Origin of the sequence: Deminuibacter soli (genome assembly GCF_003412455.1) — a bacterium.
Taxonomy (GTDB): Bacteria; Bacteroidota; Bacteroidia; order Chitinophagales; family Chitinophagaceae; genus Deminuibacter; species Deminuibacter soli.
The window spans coordinates 1,201,764-1,220,622 of record NZ_QTJU01000001.1; the positions used below are offsets into that span (position 1 = coordinate 1,201,764).

The 18,859-nt window shown below is 47.2% G+C and carries 17 protein-coding genes; 10 read left to right on the plus strand and 7 right to left on the minus strand.

The features are described from left to right. The first annotated feature begins 30 nt into the window (after nt 1-30). Nucleotides 31-2,274, plus strand: coding sequence for a transferrin receptor-like dimerization domain-containing protein (locus DXN05_RS05220; RefSeq protein WP_116846117.1), 2,244 nt, complete (start codon nt 31-33; stop codon nt 2,272-2,274). Nucleotides 2,275-2,353: 79 nt separating this feature from the next. Beyond that, nucleotides 2,354-2,923 carry an acyl-CoA thioesterase gene (locus DXN05_RS05225; RefSeq protein ID WP_116846408.1) on the plus strand — a complete coding sequence of 190 codons (570 nt, stop codon included), beginning with the start codon at nt 2,354-2,356 and terminating at the stop codon, nt 2,921-2,923. Between the two features lie 61 nt (nt 2,924-2,984). On the opposite strand, the gene rpiA is transcribed toward DXN05_RS05225, so the two are convergent. The 4 genes from rpiA to pnuC are packed head-to-tail and all read right to left on the minus strand — an operon-like array spanning nt 2,985 to nt 5,473. Beyond that, nucleotides 2,985-3,668, minus strand: a complete 684-nt coding sequence (gene rpiA / locus DXN05_RS05230; protein WP_116846118.1) for a ribose-5-phosphate isomerase RpiA — start codon at nt 3,666-3,668, stop codon at nt 2,985-2,987. Between the two features lie 53 nt (nt 3,669-3,721). Further along, nucleotides 3,722-4,255: an NAD(P)H-dependent oxidoreductase gene (locus DXN05_RS05235; protein WP_116846119.1), complete on the minus strand. Its 534-nt coding sequence runs from the start codon at nt 4,253-4,255 to the stop codon at nt 3,722-3,724. A 14-nt stretch (nt 4,256-4,269) separates the two neighbouring features. Next, nucleotides 4,270-4,842, minus strand: a complete 573-nt coding sequence (locus tag DXN05_RS05240) for an AAA family ATPase (RefSeq protein ID WP_116846120.1) — start codon at nt 4,840-4,842, stop codon at nt 4,270-4,272. Nucleotides 4,843-4,846: 4 nt separating this feature from the next. Beyond that, nucleotides 4,847-5,473 (minus strand): nicotinamide riboside transporter PnuC, encoded by a 627-nt coding sequence (gene pnuC / locus DXN05_RS05245; protein WP_158559131.1) that lies wholly within the window; start codon nt 5,471-5,473, stop codon nt 4,847-4,849. 135 nt (nt 5,474-5,608) lie between these two features. Here pnuC and DXN05_RS05250 point away from each other — a divergent pair, with 135 nt between their 5' ends. Next, nucleotides 5,609-6,724, plus strand: a complete 1,116-nt coding sequence (locus DXN05_RS05250) for an AI-2E family transporter (protein ID WP_211329979.1) — start codon at nt 5,609-5,611, stop codon at nt 6,722-6,724. Here DXN05_RS05250 and DXN05_RS05255 read toward each other — a convergent pair. From DXN05_RS05255 to purN, 3 genes are all read right to left on the minus strand, one after another. Further along, entirely contained in the window at nt 6,721-6,966 is a 246-nt protein-coding gene (locus DXN05_RS05255) for an anti-sigma factor family protein (protein ID WP_116846122.1), read from the minus strand. The two genes, DXN05_RS05250 and DXN05_RS05255, sit on opposite strands and share 4 nt — an antisense overlap. Nucleotides 6,967-6,992: 26 nt before the next feature. After that, entirely contained in the window at nt 6,993-7,547 is a 555-nt protein-coding gene (locus tag DXN05_RS05260) for a sigma-70 family RNA polymerase sigma factor (protein WP_116846123.1), read from the minus strand. Between the two features lie 228 nt (nt 7,548-7,775). After that, complete coding sequence (purN, locus tag DXN05_RS05265; RefSeq protein WP_116846124.1) at nt 7,776-8,375, minus strand: phosphoribosylglycinamide formyltransferase; 600 nt, start codon at nt 8,373-8,375, stop codon at nt 7,776-7,778. A gap of 597 nt (nt 8,376-8,972) precedes the next feature. Here purN and DXN05_RS05270 point away from each other — a divergent pair. The 7 genes from DXN05_RS05270 (at nt 8,973) to DXN05_RS05300 (ending at nt 18,843) form a co-directional block, all read left to right on the plus strand. Further along, entirely contained in the window at nt 8,973-10,259 is a 1,287-nt protein-coding gene (locus DXN05_RS05270) for a c-type cytochrome (protein WP_116846125.1), read from the plus strand. Between the two features lie 101 nt (nt 10,260-10,360). Further along, on the plus strand, nt 10,361-13,504 hold the full coding sequence (locus tag DXN05_RS05275) for a TAT-variant-translocated molybdopterin oxidoreductase (RefSeq protein ID WP_116846126.1): 3,144 nt from the start codon (nt 10,361-10,363) through the stop codon (nt 13,502-13,504). A gap of 77 nt (nt 13,505-13,581) precedes the next feature. Next, nucleotides 13,582-15,027, plus strand: a complete 1,446-nt coding sequence (gene nrfD, locus DXN05_RS05280) for an NrfD/PsrC family molybdoenzyme membrane anchor subunit (RefSeq protein ID WP_116846127.1) — start codon at nt 13,582-13,584, stop codon at nt 15,025-15,027. 94 nt (nt 15,028-15,121) lie between these two features. Then, nucleotides 15,122-15,709, plus strand: a complete 588-nt coding sequence (locus DXN05_RS05285; RefSeq protein WP_116846128.1) for a DUF3341 domain-containing protein — start codon at nt 15,122-15,124, stop codon at nt 15,707-15,709. A gap of 24 nt (nt 15,710-15,733) precedes the next feature. Continuing rightward, a complete protein-coding gene (locus DXN05_RS05290) occupies nt 15,734-16,381 on the plus strand; it encodes a c-type cytochrome (RefSeq protein ID WP_116846129.1) in 648 nt (215 codons plus the stop codon). A gap of 45 nt (nt 16,382-16,426) precedes the next feature. Continuing rightward, complete coding sequence (locus DXN05_RS05295; protein WP_116846130.1) at nt 16,427-17,656, plus strand: quinol:cytochrome C oxidoreductase; 1,230 nt, start codon at nt 16,427-16,429, stop codon at nt 17,654-17,656. Nucleotides 17,657-17,736: 80 nt separating this feature from the next. After that, nucleotides 17,737-18,843 (plus strand): cytochrome c oxidase subunit II, encoded by a 1,107-nt coding sequence (locus tag DXN05_RS05300; protein ID WP_116846131.1) that lies wholly within the window; start codon nt 17,737-17,739, stop codon nt 18,841-18,843. The last annotated feature ends 16 nt before the right edge of the window (nt 18,844-18,859 follow it).

Here is an 18,859-nt window from a genome sequence, read left to right on the forward strand (position 1 = left end):
TTATTCAAGCAAGCATAAACCGACTTTTACATGAAGAAACATTTTGTTGGCGGGGCATTGGTGCTGGCCTTTGCAGCACAGGCCCTGCAGGCACAGGTAACCACACCGCCGAAAACGGTGCTGGGTTTTTCTGACAAAAACAGCAGCGGTCAATTACAAACAGAAGCCCTGTTTGATAAGCAGCTGGATGCAGCGAATATCGGCGCCAGCATTAAAACATTTTCTGCGTACCCGCACCATATCGGCTCGGCCGGTGGCAAACAGGTAGCAGATGCTGTGGCTGCGCGTTTAAAAGAATATGGATTTGATACAAAGATTGAAACCTTCTGGGTGCTGTTCCCGGTGCCTAAAACAAGAGAGCTGGAAATGACCGGTACTGCCAAATACAAGGCACTGCTGAAAGAGCCTGCTTTAAAAGAAGACGCCACATCGGGCCAGAGCGAACAGCTGCCTACCTACAACGCATGGAGTGCAGATGGTGATGTTACCGCACCGCTGGTATTTGTGAACTATGGCTTGCCTGCAGATTATGAAGAGCTGGAAAGAATGGGTATTGATGTAAAAGGCAAAATAGTGATTGCAAAATACGGCCGCTCCTGGCGTGGTATTAAACCCAAGGTGGCACAGGAGCATGGTGCTATTGGTTGTATTATTTATTCTGATCCTAAAGATGACGGTTACTTTGCGGGCGATGTATACCCCAAGGGCGCTTTTAAAAATGAATATGGTGTGCAGCGCGGTTCGGTGATGGATATGGTCATTTATCCCGGCGACCCGCTAACACCTAATGTGGGTGCAACACCCGAGGCGCAAAGGCTTGACCGCGCCAATGCCACCAACCTGCTGAAAATACCGGTACTGCCCATCAGTTACCACGATGCCCGCCCGCTGCTGGAAGCGCTGGAAGGCCCTGTGGCACCAGAAAACTGGCGCGGCGCATTGCCCATTACTTACCATGTTGGTCCGGGAACGGCATCGGTGCATTTAAAGCTCGCGTTCGACTGGCAGCTGCGCCCCTGTTATGATGTGATAGGAACCGTGCAGGGAGCTGCTTATCCTGATGAATGGGTAATACGCGGCAACCACCACGATGCATGGGTAAACGGTGCGGGTGATCCTATCAGCGGTCTTGCCGCGATGCTGGAAGAAGCAAAAGCCATTGGTGCTTTGCTGAAAACCGGCTGGAAGCCCAAACGTACGCTGGTGTACTGTGCATGGGATGGTGAAGAACCCGGTTTGCTGGGTTCAACCGAATGGGTAGAAACACATGCAGAAGAGCTGAAACAAAAAGCGGTAGTGTACATTAATTCTGATGGCAATGGCCGCGGCTTTTTGGGTGCAGGTGGTTCACATGCGCTGGAACCCTATATGGAAGAAATTGCGAAAACTGTAATTGACCCGCAAACCAATGTGAGCGTGTTTGAGCGCAAGCGTGCGGATGAGCTGGTAAATGCATCTTCAGTAAACGCGAAGAAGGAGTTGCTGAAAAAACCATTTACCTTATCAGCACTTGGTTCAGGATCTGATTTCTCTTCCTTTCTGCAGCATGTGGGCGTGCCTGCGCTGAACCTGGAATATGGCGGTGAAGATCCTGGTGGTGAATACCATTCTATTTATGATTCGTACGATGATTACCGCCGCTTCAAAGATCCCACATTTGCCTATGGGGTGGCGCTGGCACAAACCGCAGGCCGTGCAGCATTGCGTATGGCAGATGCGGATTTGCTGCCGTTCAATTTCAAAAACCTCTATAGTACCATTAACGGATATGTTACTGAATTAATGACGCAGGTAGACCAGCTGCGCGAAAGCACAACTGTAGAAAACCAGCTGATACGCAGCAAGGCCTATAAACTGGCAGCCGACCCGCTGGATACCTACAATCCGCCCAAGGTACAGGACGAAGTGCCATACCTTGATTTTTCTCCTTTGCAGAATGCCCTGCGCGACCTGGAACGTGTAACCCGTGGCCTGTCTGATTCGCTGAACAAAACTGTGAACAGCAATGTAGATCATGGCCCGGTAAACAAACTGCTGTACCGCTCTGAGCAGGAATTGCTGTTGCAGAAAGGGTTGCCCTACCGCGACTGGTACCGCCACAGTTTGTATGCGCCGGGTTTGTATACCGGTTATGGTGTTAAAACCATGCCCGGCATACGCGAAGCCATTGAACAGCGCAAATGGGAGCAGGCGCAGCAACAGATTATGATGGATGCCAAAGCCATACGCCAGCTGGCCGATCATTTATACCTGATTGCCAAAGTAACCAGTTAAGTGTAATTTGCATCGCCAGGTTACAGGCAGCAGCGGTTTTACTGCTGCTGCTTTTTATTTCACCTTATGTTTATATGTTATGGAAGGATTTAAACCCGTAAGCCAGTCAGAAACCGTTATTACAGAATTAATGATACCCGCCTACGCCAATTTTGGCGGCAAAATTCATGGCGGTACTATTTTATCACAGATGGACAAAGTGGCCTATGCCTGTGCAGCTAAACATGCGGGCACCTATTGTGTAACGGCATCAATTGACGCGGTGGACTTTCTGGCGCCTGTTGAAGTGGGTGAACTATTGTCGTTGCGTGCGCGGGTAAATTATGTGGGCAACAGCTCGATGGTGATCGGCATTCGTGTAGAATCGGTGAATGTAAAAACAGGCGTGCTGAAACATACCAACACCTCGTACTTTACCATGGTGGCGCAGGATGATGATCACCGCACCATACAGGTACCGGGACTAATCCTGGAAACAGCAGAAGATGTGCGCCGTTTTGCAGATGCCATCAATCGCAAAAAACTGAAACGCCATTATAAAGCAGAAACAGAGAAAATAAAAGGCGAACTGTGTATGGAAGATATTGTGCGCATGCTGGAAGGTGAGCGCTGTATGCTGCAGGGCGATATCAACATTTTAGCACTATAATGCGGCAATAAAATTAATGAACAGCTATTCCATACCATTGAATGGAACAGCTGTTTTTATTTTACCTGCTTTTGGTATCAATGCGCCCGTCGCTGTGACCGGTGATAACCATATCGGCCATGCCATTGAACAACCCTGTTTCTACCACACCGGGAACCAGGTGCAGGGCAATGTTCAGGTTAACGGGATCGGTGATTTGCTCAAAATAGCAGTCGAGAATATAGTGACCGTTGTCGGTGATAAACGCCTGCTCGTTTTTCTGCCTGATCGCTGCTTTAGTGCAGCCCATTCCCATCACTTTGCGGTGCACCTGTTTCCAGCCGGAGGGGATCACTTCTACCGGCAGGGGAAACTTGCCGAGGGTGTCAACCATCTTATTTTCATCCACAATAATGATAAGCTGTTTAGATGCAGCTGCCACCATTTTCTCCTGCAGTAAGGCGCCGCCGCCACCTTTGATCAACTGCAGCCGGGCGTCTACTTCATCGGCACCATCAATGGTAAGCACCAGCTCATTTACGGCATTCAGTTCAGTTAAGGTAATGCCGAGTTCGGTAGCAAGCGTTTGCGTTTGGCGCGAGGTAGGCACAGCCGAAAACTGCAGGCCCTGCTGTACCCGTTCGCCCAGGGTTTGCAGCAGCCAGTATACGGTAGATCCGGTACCGAGGCCTACTGTCATCCCGTTTTCAATAAAATCGGCGGCATAGGCGCCTACGCGTTTTTTGGTATCTTCTGCGTTAAACATGCTCAAATTTATTTACTATTCAGTTAATACATGCTGAATAACCCTGCTGCAGGTTATGCAAAAACAGTGCGTATGTGCTGCAGGTAAGCCTGTGCACTTTGTTGTATGGCCTCATCACTTACCTTATGCCCCATGCCATACACGGCAAACAGGGGTTCAAACTGCATTCCGCAGTAAAGTGCGGTTAATTCAAACGGCCTAACCAGTTCGTGCAATGTGTATTTATGTTTACCGTCTGTTGCCAATTCGTGTTCGGGTATGCCGCACGAAATGGCGAGCATCAGTTTTTTGTGCTGCAGTTTATCGCCACCGGTACCGTATGCCCAGCCGCGATTAAAAATATCATCGAACCATTTGCGCAGCATGGGCGGACAGCTGAACCAGTAAAAAGGAAACTGCAGTATAATTTGTTCATATCCCTCTACCAAATGTTGTTCTGCCACAGTATCAATTTGCCAGGAAGGGTATTGCTCATATAAATCGTGTATGGTAAATTCTTCAGGATAATCGCGCAGTGCGTTTATCCATTGTTTGTTTACCCTTGAAGAAGCGATATCCGGATGCGCTACTATCACCAGTGTTTTCATAGCATGCCATTGTTTTAGTGCAAACAAAATTCTTTAACAGCTGCAATGCCTTTTTGCAGTCTTTCTTCATAATTGCCGGTAATGTTTACCCAGGGAACGTGCTGGTTAATGAGCAGGTCACGGTAAATATGAAACAGCTCTTTTCGTGGTTGTTCATCAGGGTACTCGCGCAGCTCGTCTTTTATCCAGGGCAGATCGATATTGCAGAAAAGATACAGATCGTAACTGCGCTGCACAATATGATCCAGCACAAACTGGTGGCAGCGGCCAAATACAAACTCGCCCCATACCTTCATCACATACATATCCGTGTCGATAAACAATACCGGGTTAACGGTAGGTTTCTCTTTTTTATGTTCCCATTGTTCAGCAGCCATCAGTGCATACCTGTCTTCGAGCGAAAGCTGTCCTTTGGCAATGGGCAGCAAATCGGCATACCTGTAATCGGTGCCGTGCAAGTGCAGGTAGTCCCTTGCATACTCGGGTGCCCACAGTGTTTGAAAATGTTGTGCCAGCTGTTCGCACAAAGTGCTTTTGCCGGTTGATTCGGGGCCTATCACTACAATTTTTTTCAACTGGTTGTTCATGCGGTTAAACAGGTTCGGGTTGGGTTTGGTGCTGTTTTTTGTACCAGGTTACCCAGCCTGCAATGGCCAGTACTAAAAGTACGGTAAACTGTACGCTGGTAAAAACATAGCCTTTGATAAAATACAGCGGTATGGAAACGATATTCGTAATAATCCACCACAGCCAGTTTTCAATTTTCTTTTTGTTCATCAGCAGCATGGCCGTGTAGGCAGTGGCCGAGGCAAAAGCATCGGCAGCAGGAACGGCACTGTTGGTAAACCTGCGTAAAATGGTGTAGAGCAATAACCACATTAATGCAAAAAACGAGCAGGCCAGCAGCCAGTCGCGCCGGTTGCTCGGGGTTATATGCAATACTTTTTCGCCGGTTGTTTTTCGCTGTGCCCACATATACCAGCCAATCATGTTCATTACCGTGTAGTAAATGTTTAAACCGGCTTCGGCATACAGGCCGCCGTGAAAGCTGAGATACACATATACCACGGTGTTGAGTATACCGGTGGGGAATACCCAGATATTTTCAGCGCGCGAAAAGGCAACGCTGGCGATACCTGCAAAAACAGCCAGGTATTCGGGCCAGGTGGTTTGCTGCATACCTGCCACAAATTGCCTGATAACATCGTCGCCGCTCATGCTGTGAAGATACGGTAGGATTTTTGAACAGCTATGGTATGCAACAGCGGTATAAGTGCACATTTCAGGGTGGCCGCCAACCCGGAGTATGTCGCCGCAGTACAGTATATTACAGTTTCATTTCAAAATCCCGCCATGGAAGTTCAGCGCAGACCATTTTATATTAAACTGAGCCATTGCTTAATGGCAATAGTGCTTATTTTCCTGATCCTGTACATGGCACAGGGCATTTGCGTGCCGCTGTCGTTTGCAGGCCTGTTTGCCATTATACTCAGCGCCCCCTGCGGTTACCTGGAGCGCAAAGGGGTACCCAAAGGCATCGCTGCACTGATCTCCCTGCTGGCTGCCCTGATTGTGATGTTCGTGGTGCTGTATTTTATTTCCTCGCAGATCATGAGTTTCAAAAACGAATTGCCTGCATTAACCAGTCAGCTGCAGTCGAGCATACTGGACCTGGAAAACTGGGCAAGGGAAAAATTCAACCTCAGTTCAGACAGCATGCGCGAGATGCTGCACTCTGCTACTTCACAAACCCTGTCGCATACCACTTCACTGGTATCGTTCACGGTATCTACTTTGTCGGGTGCCGTTATTTACCTGGTACTGATACCCATTTATACCTTTTTACTGCTGCTGTACCGCAGGCTTATTGTACAATTCCTGGTAGCCAGCTTCCAGCAAAAACATACGGCAGTTGTGTACAGTGTGCTGCAACAAACCAAGCATGTGATTAAAGGGTATGTGGTGGGATTGCTGATTGAAATGGTGATAGTGGCCATTATGAACTGCGCCGGTTTTTTTATACTCGGCGTGAAATATGCCCTGCTGCTGGGCGTAATTGCTGCCATTCTTAATATTATTCCTTACCTCGGCATTTTTACCGCGTGTATGCTGAGCATTTTAATTACCTATACCACCAATGGTGCAGCCACGGTGCTGGGTGTGGCCATTACGCTGGTGGTGGTGCATTTGATCGACAGCAATATACTGCTGCCTAAAGTAGTGGGCTCTAAAGTAAAAATCAATGCGCTGGTAACAATATTGGGTGTAATTGTGGGCAGTACTTTGTGGGGTATACCCGGTATGTTCCTGGCGGTGCCCATTATCGCCATACTGAAGGTAATATTCGATCATGTAGAAGACCTGAAGCCCTGGGGTTTGCTGCTGGGTGATGAGCCAAAGCCGGTAAAAGTGCTGAAGAAGCAGAAAAACCTGGTTAAGCAAACAGAAGAGAAGCCTGCAGAAGGCTAGTGGCTGTTGTTCAGGTTTTGCAGCAGCTGTTGTTTTTCGTCTTCCGAAAAAGCCGCGGTTGAATGCTCATGCGCATCATGTGCGCACCTGGTAATAAGTTTTGCCTGTTTGGAAAACAGGCGGCACATATAACAGAACGCGAGGTGAAAGCGCAGGCGCCTGCGTTCGCCAACGGTTAATTTTTTCTCTTCATCCTGTAAAATAAACTTCGATGCATCCCTGCAACTGATAATCCACTTCATAACATTCTGCGATTAATAAAACTACACTAGCGTAAAAACCAGTTTTTTTCCAGGCACGAGCGCAGCTGCACTTTAGCCCTGTGCAACAGCACCCAGTAGTTTGACGGGGTAATATGTAAGACCTTACATATTTCTTCACTCGCTGCACCTTCCAGGTATTTCATGGTGAAAACCATGTTCTGCAGGTCTTTCAGTTTGCTTTTGCACTGGTCGAGCACTTCGTAAAACTCCTTGCTTTCGATGCCCTGGTTGTAATCTATACCCCAGGCTGCGGGGTAGTTCTCGCTTTTCCAGTGACCGTTGTTGCGAAAGGCGGTTTCTTCACCTATTTCGGGCAAACTGTCGGTGAGGCGGTTGGCAGCCTTGCGGAAATGGTCGATGATCTTGTTTTTAAGAATGGTGTAAAGCCAGTTCTTCTCTGAAATTTCGCCGCGGAAATGGTCAATATTGCGCCAGGCAGCTACAAAAGTTTCCTGTACCAGGTCTTTCGCAATTTCCCTGTCGTGTACCCTTGGCAACGCATAGCGAAGCAGCATATCGCTGTACTGCATTACCCATTCGTCAATTTTGGAGCCGGCCATACGTCAAACCTAGCAAAAAAGAACGATATGTTACACACAGCCATGTACTTACCAATCCATGTTGTTTAGGGTAGCTCATTAGTATTGTATGATGGTTTAAGGTTTGAAGTTTAAAATTAGATGATAGAGGCACCTTACAGAGAAAAAGCCGAAGAGTAACAGTGATTTAATTAAACGTCGGTGACTTACCGATACCGGCTGTTTTGCTGCTAAAGCAAATTGTGCCGGTTATTTTTTCCTGAGCAGCTGTTCAATAACCGGTGCATAGTTGGCATGCTCCAGTTCGTGAATGCGTTGCGCCAGGGTTGCAGGCGTATCGTTGGGTAAAACCGGGCAGGTAGCCTGGAAAATGGAAGCGCCGTGGTCGTACTGTTCATCCACAAAATGGATAGTGATGCCGCTTTTGTTTTCTTTGGCGGCAATTACCGCTTCATGTACAAAATTGCCATACATGCCTTTGCCGCCATAGGCAGGCAGCAGGGCCGGGTGAATGTTCACCATTTTCTGCGGATAGGCCTGTATAAGCAGGGAAGGCACTTTCCAGAGAAAGCCGGCGAGAATAATATAATCGATACCCGCAGCTTTAAGTGCAGGTACATAGGCATCGCCGCGGAAGAAAGCTTCTTTCTCAATAATCAGCGTGGGAACCTGGTTGTCGGCGGCGATGTGTAATACACCTGCTTCCGGTTTGTTGCTTACTACCAGTGCAACTACAATACCCCTGTCGCCCTGCGGATGAGCGGCTGTGCCAAAATATTCTATTAATCTGCGGGCATTACTGCCTGCGCCTGAGGCAAATACGGCCAGTTTAACCGGTTGTGCTGACATGCTTTCTATTATTATGAGGGGGCAAATATCGTGAATCGCGCGGAGCTTTTCGAGGGGTGGCTTCGGGAGCAGGAAGCGTTGGTCGAGAATCGAGAATCGACACATCGAGACTATCTAAGCGAGCCCGGTGGAGCGGGGCGAAGTTTTTGAGCCGGTACTGCCGCCGCAGGCGGCGTAGCAGAACAAGCTATCTGCTATAAGCTATAGGCTAAAAGCTACCCAACAAATGATGCTTTTTTATATTTCTGTGCAATTAAACTTTACCTGACACAACCTGTTTTGAAATTTCTGGCACGGGTATTTAGCAACTGATAATCCTGTACAAACGGCGGTTACACCTCACACTATAATATATGTAACGCGGCCTATGCAAACTGTAAGTATAGAACATATGGTTTATACTGAAACATTTATAAGCATTCATTTTTGTGCAGGTACGCATGCCATAAAGTAATGTCGATTTGACATAATCGGCTAAAACGCAGACTGTACTTGGTTAAAAAAATTTTAAAGACGTTGGTTTTTTGTCAATATCGTGTCATATTTTTGCAGCCGTTCATGGATATTTTTCCACATCTACACAACAGAATTGTGAATATGATCCACCTAAAGAGTTTTGCCGGAAAGCTGATATTTGGTTTTGTACTGGCTATTGTATTGCAGTTAGGAAATAGTGCCTTGGCACAGGATGGTAAGGCATTGTTCTCGCAAAACTGTGCTTCGTGCCATGCTGTTAACAAGCAATTGACAGGTCCCGCACTGGCCGGTGTTGAAGATCGCTGGCCCGACAAAGCCATATTACACCACTGGATACGCAACAACCAGGAAGTAATTAAAAGTGGTTATCCGTATGCTGTTAACCTGTACAACCAGTTTAACAAAACACAGATGAACCTGTTTCCCGCTATTACCGATAAGGAAATAGACGCGATTCTCGCTTACATCAAAACCGCTGCCGCTGAAGCAAATGCTACACCTGCCGGTGGTACGCCTGCCGATGCTAAAAATGCAGAAGGCGATAACACGCTGCTGTTTGGCATCCTTACCCTGGTACTGGCCATTATTGCTTTTGTACTGTTACAGGTAAACAGCAATCTTAAAAAACTGTCTGACGATAAAGACGGTATTCCTTCTCACGAACCGGTTCCCTTCTGGAGAAACAAATCTTACATCGCTTTACTCGCTGTAGTATTGTTCCTCATTGGTGGTATACTTATTACCAAAGGCGCTATCGGATTAGGCCGTTCCCAGAACTACGAGCCTGAGCAACCTATCTTCTACTCACACAAAGTGCACGCAGGCGTAAACCAGATTAACTGTTTATACTGCCACACCGGCGCACAATACGGCAAACAGGCAACTATTCCTTCTGTGAATATTTGTATGAACTGTCACATGGCCATCAACGAATACAAAGGCCCGAAAATTTACAATGGCGAAGGCGAAGAAGTAAACGGTACTGCTGAAATTCAGAAACTGTACAAATATGCAGGTTTTGAACCAGGCAAACCATGGGATGCCAGCAAAGCCAAACCCATTGAGTGGACACGCATTCACAACCTGCCAGACCACGTTTACTTTAACCACTCACAGCACGTAGTGGCCGGTAAACAACAATGCCAGACCTGTCACGGTGATATTCCTAAAATGGATGAAGTAAAACAGTTTGCACCATTGAGCATGGGCTGGTGTATCAACTGTCACCGCACTACACAGGTACAGTTTAAAGAAAACGATTTCTACAGCATTTACACCAAGTTCCACGACCAGCTGAAACGCGACAGCGCTGAAGCGAAAGCGAACGGCAGGCAGTTGTCTAAAGAAAAATCAGGCATTACTGTAGAGCAGATTGGTGGTACTGAATGTCAGAAATGTCACTATTAATAATATAACAGGCTAAATGAAAACCTGTAACAGAAAGGAAATAGCGTAGCAGATTATCAGGTTTTCAGATTCCAAATTTTCAAATTCCTCAAACCGATATAATGGAGCAGAAAAAGTACTGGCAAAGTTTTGGTGAGCTGAATAATTCAGAGGCATATCAACAGTCGAGTAAGGACGAGTTCCAGGAAGAACTGAACATTCCCTTCGAAGACAGCAAGGGTTTGTTTAAGGGTGTTACACCCAGAAGGGATTTCTTAAAATATCTGGGTTTCAGCACTGCCGCTGCTGCTGTAGCTGCAAGTTGTGAGATCCCTGTAAAAAAAGCTATACCGTTTGCCAACAAACCTGAAGACATTGTTCCGGGTGTTGCAAACTACTACGCTACTACTTATGTACAGGATGGTGATGTGGTAAGCGTACTTGCCAAAGTACGTGATGGCCGCCCCATTAAACTGGAAGGCAACGAAATGTCTCCGCTCACAGGCGGCGGTACTTCTGCCAGGGTTCAGGCTTCTGTACTTGAATTATACGATACGGCACGTTTACGCTTCCCTACTATCGACGGTAAAGAAGCTACTTTCAACGATATTGACAAAGCCATCGGTTCTGACCTCGCTGGCTTAGGCGGTGCACCGGTTGTACTATTAACCAGCACTGTTACCTCTCCAACAACAAAAGAAGCCATTGCACAGTTCCTGGCTAAATACCCGGGCAGCCGTCACGTAGTATACGATGCGGTTTCTGCAACAGGCATCCTGCTGGCAAACGAAGCCACTTACGGCAAACGCGCCATCCCCAACTACCGTTTTGACAATGCGAAAGTGATCGTTAGCCTTGGCGCCGACTTCCTCGGTACCTGGCTGGGCGGTTCCAACGAATACTCGCTGCAATACGTTAAAGGCAGAAAACTGACCGACAAGAAGCTCGACATGAACAAACACTACCAGTTTGAAAGCATGATGAGCCTTACCGGTTCTAACAGCGACGAAAGATTCCTGCACCGCCCGTCTGAAGCAAATGCCGTTACACTGGCCTTGCTGAGCGCGGTAAACGGTCAGGGTGCAAATGGTATTACCGATGCCAAACTGAAAGCCGGCATCGAAAAAGCTGCCAGGGATTTGCTGGCCAACAAAGGCGCAGCCCTGGTAGTAAGCGGCAGCAACGATGTGAATGTGCAGATTGTTGTAAACGCAATTAACGAAGTACTCCAGAGCGGTGGTAAAACCATCGACTGGTCTTCAACAGTAAACTACCGCCAGGGTGTTGACAGCGACTTTGCCAAACTGGTAGACGACCTGAACGCCGGTACAGTAGGCGGTTTGCTTATTTACGGTGCTAACCCGGCTTATACCTGGTACGATACAAAGAAATTTATTTCTGGTTTGCAAAAAGTACGCGTGAAAGTTTCATTCAACCCCAAGGCTGATGAAACCACGCAATTGGTTAAGTACGTTATACCTGATCACCACTTCCTCGAAAGCTGGGGTGATGCAGAACCTAAAAGCGGTTACATCTCCCTGATGCAGCCGACTATTTCTCCTTTATTTAAAACACGCCAGTGGCAAGACAGCCTGTTGAAATGGGCTGGTGCTACCGCCGATTACCTAGGCTTTGTAAAACAATACTGGATTGGCAAACTGGGCAGCGAAAGCGCCTGGGACAAAGCTTTACAGGATGGCGTGGTTAACCCTGCTACCGAACCTGCCGCCACTGCTGCAACGTTTAACGCTGCCGGTGTTGCTGCTGCAAGTGCTGCCCTGGGCAGTGCTGTACGCAAAGGCAAGTACGAACTGGTGATATATGAAAAAACCGGTATCGGCGTAAATGGTGCCGCCAACCCATGGCTGCAGGAATTACCCGATCCTGTTACCAGGGCTACCTGGGATAACTACGCTGTTATCTCTCCTGCACTGGCCAAATCATTACTCGGCATCGATCTCGCCCGCAACGGTGATTCCGATTCTTACGAAGTACACCCCGACAAACCGGTGATCAAAATCACTGCAAACGGTAAAGAAATTACCCTGCCTGCAGTTATTATCCCCGGTACACAGCCCGATACCATCGCCATCGCTATCGGTTACGGCCGTACCGAGAAAATGGGTAAAGCTGTAGTTGGTTCCGGTAAAGATGCCTTCCCTTTCACTTCTTACAATGGCGCCAGCGTGGTAAACACCGTGACTGATGTAACCGTGGCAGAAGTAAAAGGCGAAACATATAGGATTGCCATGACGCAGACACACGGTGTATACGCTACACCACAGGGTGTGCGTACAGAGGTGATCAAAGAAATGCCGCTGTCTGAATACCAGAAACACCCTTCAGTAATTCTCGAAGAAAGAGAGGAAGAACTGAAACCTTTTGGTGGCGTGGCCGATTTTGAGAAAAAAGGTACTATCTATACCTACCACGATAAACCCGGTATTCACTGGGGTATGAGCATAGATATGAACAGCTGTTTCGGTTGCGGTGCCTGCGTGGTAGCCTGTCATGCCGAAAACAACGTTCCTGTTGTTGGTAAAGCGGAAGTTGCCCGTTTCCACGATATGCACTGGCTGCGTATTGACCGCTACTACAGCGGCGATATGGAAAACCCGAACGTAGTATTCCAGCCAATGATGTGTCAGCATTGTGATAACGCTCCTTGTGAGAACGTTTGCCCGGTTGATGCAACCCCGCACAGCAGCGAAGGCATGAACATGATGGCTTACAACCGTTGCGTTGGTACCAGGTATTGCGCCAACAACTGTCCTTATAAAGTACGCCGCTTTAACTGGGCTGACTTTATGGGTGCTGATAGCTTCCCTAACAACCAGGACGAACTGTCTGACGTTGTGCTGATGATGAACGATGAACTCACCAGGATGGTACTGAACCCTGATGTTACCGTTCGTTCACGCGGTGTAATGGAAAAATGCAGCTTCTGCGTACAGCGTACACAGGAAGGCAAACTGACTGCCAAAAAAGAAGGCCGTCCTCTGAAAAGCGGTGAAAACAATGAGTGGGATGTTAAAACAGCTTGTCAGCAGGCTTGTTCTACCAACGCCATCGTATTCGGTAACATCAACGACACGAAGAGTGCTGTTAGCGTTACCAGGGCTGAAAACCACTACAGGTTGTACCGCACACTGGAAGAAATTCACACACTGCCGAATGTAACCTATCTGGCAAAAGTGCGTAACCAGGACGAAATGGAAGAAAAAGCTGAGAAAGGTGCAAAAGCAGAAACGAAGAAAGAAGCTTAGTTGCCTTGTTTAAACAGAAGATAGAAGTTATTCTCATTAAAAGATAATAACCGGGTAAGCCGGATAAACCATACCAGATGCATTTGAAATACGAATCACAGCTAAGGGAACCATTGGTTAGTGGTAATAAGGATTATCACCAGGTGTCAGAAGACATTTGTCGCCCTATAGAAGTTAAGCCTACCAAACTGTGGTATGTTGGCTTTTTTATCGCGATTACATTTTTATGTTTCGGTGTGTATTGCGTTTACAGGGAGGTTACGTATGGTATTGGCCAGTGGAACCTGAATAAAACCATTGGATGGGGTTGGGATATCACCAACTTCGTATGGTGGGTAGGTATTGGTCACGCAGGTACACTGATCTCAGCGATCCTGTTGCTGTTCCGCCAGGGATGGAGAACAGGTGTAAACCGTGCAGCAGAAGCGATGACGATTTTCGCGGTAATGTGCGCAGGCCAGTTCCCTGTATTCCACATGGGCCGTGTATGGATGGCCTTCTTTGTACTGCCTTACCCCAACACCCGCGGTCCGTTATGGCCTAACTTTAACTCTCCGCTGCTGTGGGACGTATTCGCGATCTCTACTTACCTGACCGTTTCTTTATTATTCTGGTACAGCGGTTTGCTGCCCGACTTTGCAACAGTGCGCGACAGGGCTAAAACCAAACTGCGCAAAATGTTATATGGTGTTGCAGCGTTTGGCTGGACAGGTTCTACCAAACACTGGCAGCGTCACGAATCATTGTCACTGGTACTGGCAGGTTTAAGTACCCCACTGGTACTTTCTGTACACACCATTGTATCGTTTGACTTTGCCACATCGGTTATCCCGGGCTGGCACACCACCATCTTCCCTCCTTACTTCGTTGCGGGTGCGGTATTCTCCGGCTTCGCAATGGTACAAACACTGATGCTGATGCTGCGTAAAGTGTTTTTACTGGAAGATTATATTACCATGGGTCACATTGAAGCAATGAACAAGGTTATCGTATTAACCGGTTCAATTGTAGGTGTGGCTTACTTAACCGAGCTGTTCATGGGCTGGTACAGCCAGAACAAATTTGAGGGGTACACATTCTGGTACAGCCGCGCCAACCTGTTCAGCCCTTATGGCTGGAGCTACTGGGGTATGATGGCCTGTAACGTAATCAGCCCGCAGATTTTCTGGTTCCGCAAGCTGAGAAGGAACATTTATGTAACCTTCTTCATGAGTATCATTGTAAACATCGGTATGTGGTTCGAACGTTTTGTAATCATCGTTACTTCACTGTACCGCGATTACCTGCCTTCGAGCTGGAGCCCTTACTACAGCCCCACTATCTGGGAAATGGGCTTCTACCTGGGTACATTCGGTTTGTTCTTTACCTGCTTCTTCCTTTTCGCGAAATATTTCCCTGTTATCGCTATCGCCGAGATCAAGGCTGTACTGAAAACCAGCGGCGAAAACTTCAAGGAAACCGTTGGCAAGGAAGAAGAAATGCAACCGGAAACATTTGCGCACGAATACGCACATGCCCACTAGCATACGGCCTGCAGAAAGGCATTGAATATAACTGATTGATTAAAATAATTGTACTCACTAAACTTCCTGTAAAGGGAATCACAAGGGGTAGTATATGGCAAAAAAGAAATTCGTAGTAGGTTGCTTTGATGACGAAGCAGTTTTGTTTCCCGCAGTAAAAAAAGTTCGTACTGCTGGCTACAAGATACATGATATATATACGCCATTCCCGGTACATGGTCTCGACCATGCAATGGGTTTGCGTGAAACCAGTTTGCATACAGCAGGTTTTATCTATGGTATTACCGGTACCACTACTGCCTTAAGCGGTATTGGCTGGGTGTTTACCAAAGACTGGCCTGTAAACATCGGTGGTAAACCCCACTTTGATTTGCCGGCCTGGATTCCCATTACTTTCGAGTTAACGGTATTGTTTGCAGCGGTGGGCATGGTGCTTACTTTCTGCTACCTGTGCCAGCTGTCTCCGTTCATTAAAAAGCATCACTTCCACGAGCGTGCAACAGACGATCTGTTTGTGATGGTAATTGAGTGCACAGAGAAAACAAATTCCGATGATCTCCAGGCTTTCCTGCGTACCAATGGTGCGGTGGAAGTAAACGTACAGAATGCTGAACCCGGATGGTGGTTAGGTTTGTACGGTAAAGAAGATCAGCTGATCAGAGACACACAGGTAGTTGCTTAATAAGAATTGAACCAAGAATTGCAAATGAAAAAGATATCAATAATCATAGCTGTTTTTGCTGCAGGCATTGCCCTGGTAAGCTGTGGCGACGGCCTGAAACGCAAGCCAGGTACTGTTTACATGCCAGATATGGGCGACAGCCGTGCATACGAAACTTATGCTGATCACAGCATACTGGAAAAGAAAGGTATTTTTTATAACAATAAACCCGTTGCAGGCACTATTGCCCGTGGCGAGGAAATGCCTTTCCTGTTAACAAAAGATCTTCCCGGTGATACTGCCAACTACGTTGCCTCCAAACAGGTAGCCAACCCGGTTACTTCGCTGAATGCAAAAGAAACAGCAGAAGCAGAACGCCTGTACCTGGTGAACTGTGGTATTTGCCACGGCGCCAAACTGGATGGCAATGGCCCGCTGTATAAAGACGGCAAAGGCCCGTTCCCCGCAAAACCTGCTACACTGGTAGGCGACGCGAAATACGAAGCAATGCCTGACGGACAAATGTTTTACTCTGTTACCTATGGTAAAAACCTGATGGGTAGTTACGCTTCACAGCTGTCTCGCAAACAGCGCTGGGCGGTAATACATTATATCAAGTCAAAACAATCGGCTGGAAAAGCTCCAAGCGCGCCGGCAGCAGCAGCTGACAGCAGTGCTACAGCGAAGAAATAGCGTTAGAAAGTAATAATCACTTAACCTGAGATAAAAGAGATTACAATGGCATCTATCAGAGAGCAATTTGAGATACCCGGAAAATTGAAAACATGGTCTTACGCCCTCATCGGTGTAGGCGTGCTGGCCTTTATCCTGGGTTTGGTAACCAAAGGAATCGGCGGCAATGAGCATGACCACAACGTGTTTATAGGTACCCTGATGTACAACAGTATCTTCTTCACGCTGATATGCAACGCCTCCATGTTCTTCATCTGCGCCACAACACTGGCTATGGGCGGCTGGCAGGTTGTATTCCGCCGTATACCCGAAGCCATTTCTACCATGGTGCCGATTTTTGGTTCAATCACTTTCGTTATACTGTTGTATATCATTGGCAGCCACAATCATCATATTTACCATTGGTTAAGTGAAGAGGCAAAATCAGATCCGGTGCTGAAAGGCAAACTGGGCTTCCTGAATCCCACGTTCTATATTACCTGGTCTGTACTCACCATTGGCCTGTGGAGCGTACTCGGCGCCCGCATCCGTAAACTCAGCAGCGAAGCTGATGACGCCATCACCATGAATGGTGAAGCGGGTCAGAGCTTTATCTGGAGAAACACCGTTTCTGCCGCGCTGTTTATCGTATGGTTTGCCTTAACCGTAGGTTCTACTGTTCCCTGGTTGTGGATGATGAGCATTGATGCACATTGGTACAGCACCATGTACAGCTGGTACACTTTTGCTAGCTCATTTGTATCTGGTATGTCGCTGATTGCCCTGTGGGTAGTTTATCTCAAAAACAAAGGTTACCTGGAATATGCCAACGAAGAGCACCTGCACGATATTGGTAAATTCATGTTTGCATTCTCTATTTTCTGGACATACCTGTGGTTTTCACAGTACATGCTCATCTGGTATGCGAACATTCCTGAAGAAACCATTTACTTCAAACACCGTGTTCAGGGACCATACAGAGGCCTGTTTTTCTTAAACATTATTCTCAATTTCGTTTGCCCCATCTTAATTTTGATGAAAAGAGGCGCGAAAAGGAACTATACGCTCATTACCTTTATGTCGGTGCTCATTATATTCGGCCACTGGGTTGATTTTTACCAGATGGTAATGGGCAGCATCTCTAAAGAAGAAGTAACTCTCGGCTGGCTCGATTTCGGAATAGCTGCTTTATTTGTGGGACTGATGATTTTCTTCGTGGCAAAAGCTCTGGCCAAAAAGCCTTTGATGCCGAAATACCACCCATTTCTCAAAGAAAGTATCATTCACCATACATAAGGAGTTCGTTAGCAGCCGGTTTGGCCGGCAGTTTGGAAAAAGTGTTTTATTTCAAGAATTAGAAAATTACTGATAGCGTTATGTCAATGTTTTTTACCATCGCAGTGATCGTACTGGTCTTTCTGGTAATCTTCCAGATTGCTAAAGCCAGTGAATATGTATCGGTGCTGAAAGGAGAAGAAAAGTCGCGTGCACAGGCCAACAAGCTCAATGGTTTTTTTATGATTGCGTTTCTTGTGCTCGGTTTGATTGGTGTGTACTGGTGCAATAAACTGTTGTTTCATAAAACATTACTGGCTCGTGAGGCTAGCAGCATCCAGGGTGAAAGAGTTGATTCCATGCTGTGGGTTACCCTGATTATTACCGGTGTTGTGTTTTTCCTTACGCAGATAGCACTGTTCGCTTTTGCCTATAAATTCCAGGAAAACCCCAAACGCAAAGCGTTTTATTTTCCGCACAATAACACCATGGAGCTGATCTGGACCGTAGTTCCTGCCATTACCCTTACCATCCTGGTAGTAATTGGTTTGCGTAACTGGTTCTTCTTCACCAGCGAAGCACCGCAGAATGCGCTGCACATTGAGGTTACCGGCAAGCAGTTCGGCTGGATTTTCCGCTACCCCGGTCACGACAACAACTTTGGTAAAAAATATTTCCGCGTTATCGACGCGGCCAGCAACCCCCTGGGTTTGATCTGGCAGGACAATGCAGGTCTGAAGCTGAAAGACGATCCTGCAACGCACGATGATATTGTAACCGAGCAAACCGTATACGTGGTTAAAAACCGCCCTGTACAGTTTATCATCAACTCGCGCGACGTAATTCATGACGTAGGCTTACCCGAATTCCGTATGAAAATGGATGCGGTGCCAGGTACACCTACCACTATGTGGTTTACTCCCAAATTCACTACCAAAGAAATGAAGGAGAGAACTGGCAATCCTGATTTCCAGTACGAAATCAGCTGCGACCAGATGTGTGGTAACGGTCACTACTCTATGAAAGGTGTGGTGGAAGTGGTTACACAGGAAGAGTATGACCTGTGGCTGGCTAAACAAAAGCCTTCTTACCTCAGTGCATTCCCTCCTGCAGAAGCAAAACCTGCAGCTGCGGCAGCCCCTGCTGCTGACAGTGCAAAAACTGCTAAAGCCACAGGCGCTGCGGCAACGGATAAAACTAAAATATAATATAAAGGCAAGACCA

Coding starts and splice junctions, on each gene's coding strand:
- DXN05_RS05220 (WP_116846117.1), top strand. CDS start 31: ATGAAGAAACATTTTGTTGGCGGGGCATTGGTGCTGGCCTTTGCAGCA.
- DXN05_RS05225 (WP_116846408.1), top strand. CDS start 2,354: ATGGAAGGATTTAAACCCGTAAGCCAGTCAGAAACCGTTATTACAGAA.
- rpiA (WP_116846118.1), bottom strand. CDS start 3,668: ATGTTTAACGCAGAAGATACCAAAAAACGCGTAGGCGCCTATGCCGCC.
- DXN05_RS05235 (WP_116846119.1), bottom strand. CDS start 4,255: ATGAAAACACTGGTGATAGTAGCGCATCCGGATATCGCTTCTTCAAGG.
- DXN05_RS05240 (WP_116846120.1), bottom strand. CDS start 4,842: ATGAACAACCAGTTGAAAAAAATTGTAGTGATAGGCCCCGAATCAACC.
- pnuC (WP_158559131.1), bottom strand. CDS start 5,473: ATGAGCGGCGACGATGTTATCAGGCAATTTGTGGCAGGTATGCAGCAA.
- DXN05_RS05250 (WP_211329979.1), top strand. CDS start 5,609: ATGGAAGTTCAGCGCAGACCATTTTATATTAAACTGAGCCATTGCTTA.
- DXN05_RS05255 (WP_116846122.1), bottom strand. CDS start 6,966: ATGAAGTGGATTATCAGTTGCAGGGATGCATCGAAGTTTATTTTACAG.
- DXN05_RS05260 (WP_116846123.1), bottom strand. CDS start 7,547: ATGGCCGGCTCCAAAATTGACGAATGGGTAATGCAGTACAGCGATATG.
- purN (WP_116846124.1), bottom strand. CDS start 8,375: ATGTCAGCACAACCGGTTAAACTGGCCGTATTTGCCTCAGGCGCAGGC.
- DXN05_RS05270 (WP_116846125.1), top strand. CDS start 8,973: ATGATCCACCTAAAGAGTTTTGCCGGAAAGCTGATATTTGGTTTTGTA.
- DXN05_RS05275 (WP_116846126.1), top strand. CDS start 10,361: ATGGAGCAGAAAAAGTACTGGCAAAGTTTTGGTGAGCTGAATAATTCA.
- nrfD (WP_116846127.1), top strand. CDS start 13,582: ATGCATTTGAAATACGAATCACAGCTAAGGGAACCATTGGTTAGTGGT.
- DXN05_RS05285 (WP_116846128.1), top strand. CDS start 15,122: ATGGCAAAAAAGAAATTCGTAGTAGGTTGCTTTGATGACGAAGCAGTT.
- DXN05_RS05290 (WP_116846129.1), top strand. CDS start 15,734: ATGAAAAAGATATCAATAATCATAGCTGTTTTTGCTGCAGGCATTGCC.
- DXN05_RS05295 (WP_116846130.1), top strand. CDS start 16,427: ATGGCATCTATCAGAGAGCAATTTGAGATACCCGGAAAATTGAAAACA.
- DXN05_RS05300 (WP_116846131.1), top strand. CDS start 17,737: ATGTCAATGTTTTTTACCATCGCAGTGATCGTACTGGTCTTTCTGGTA.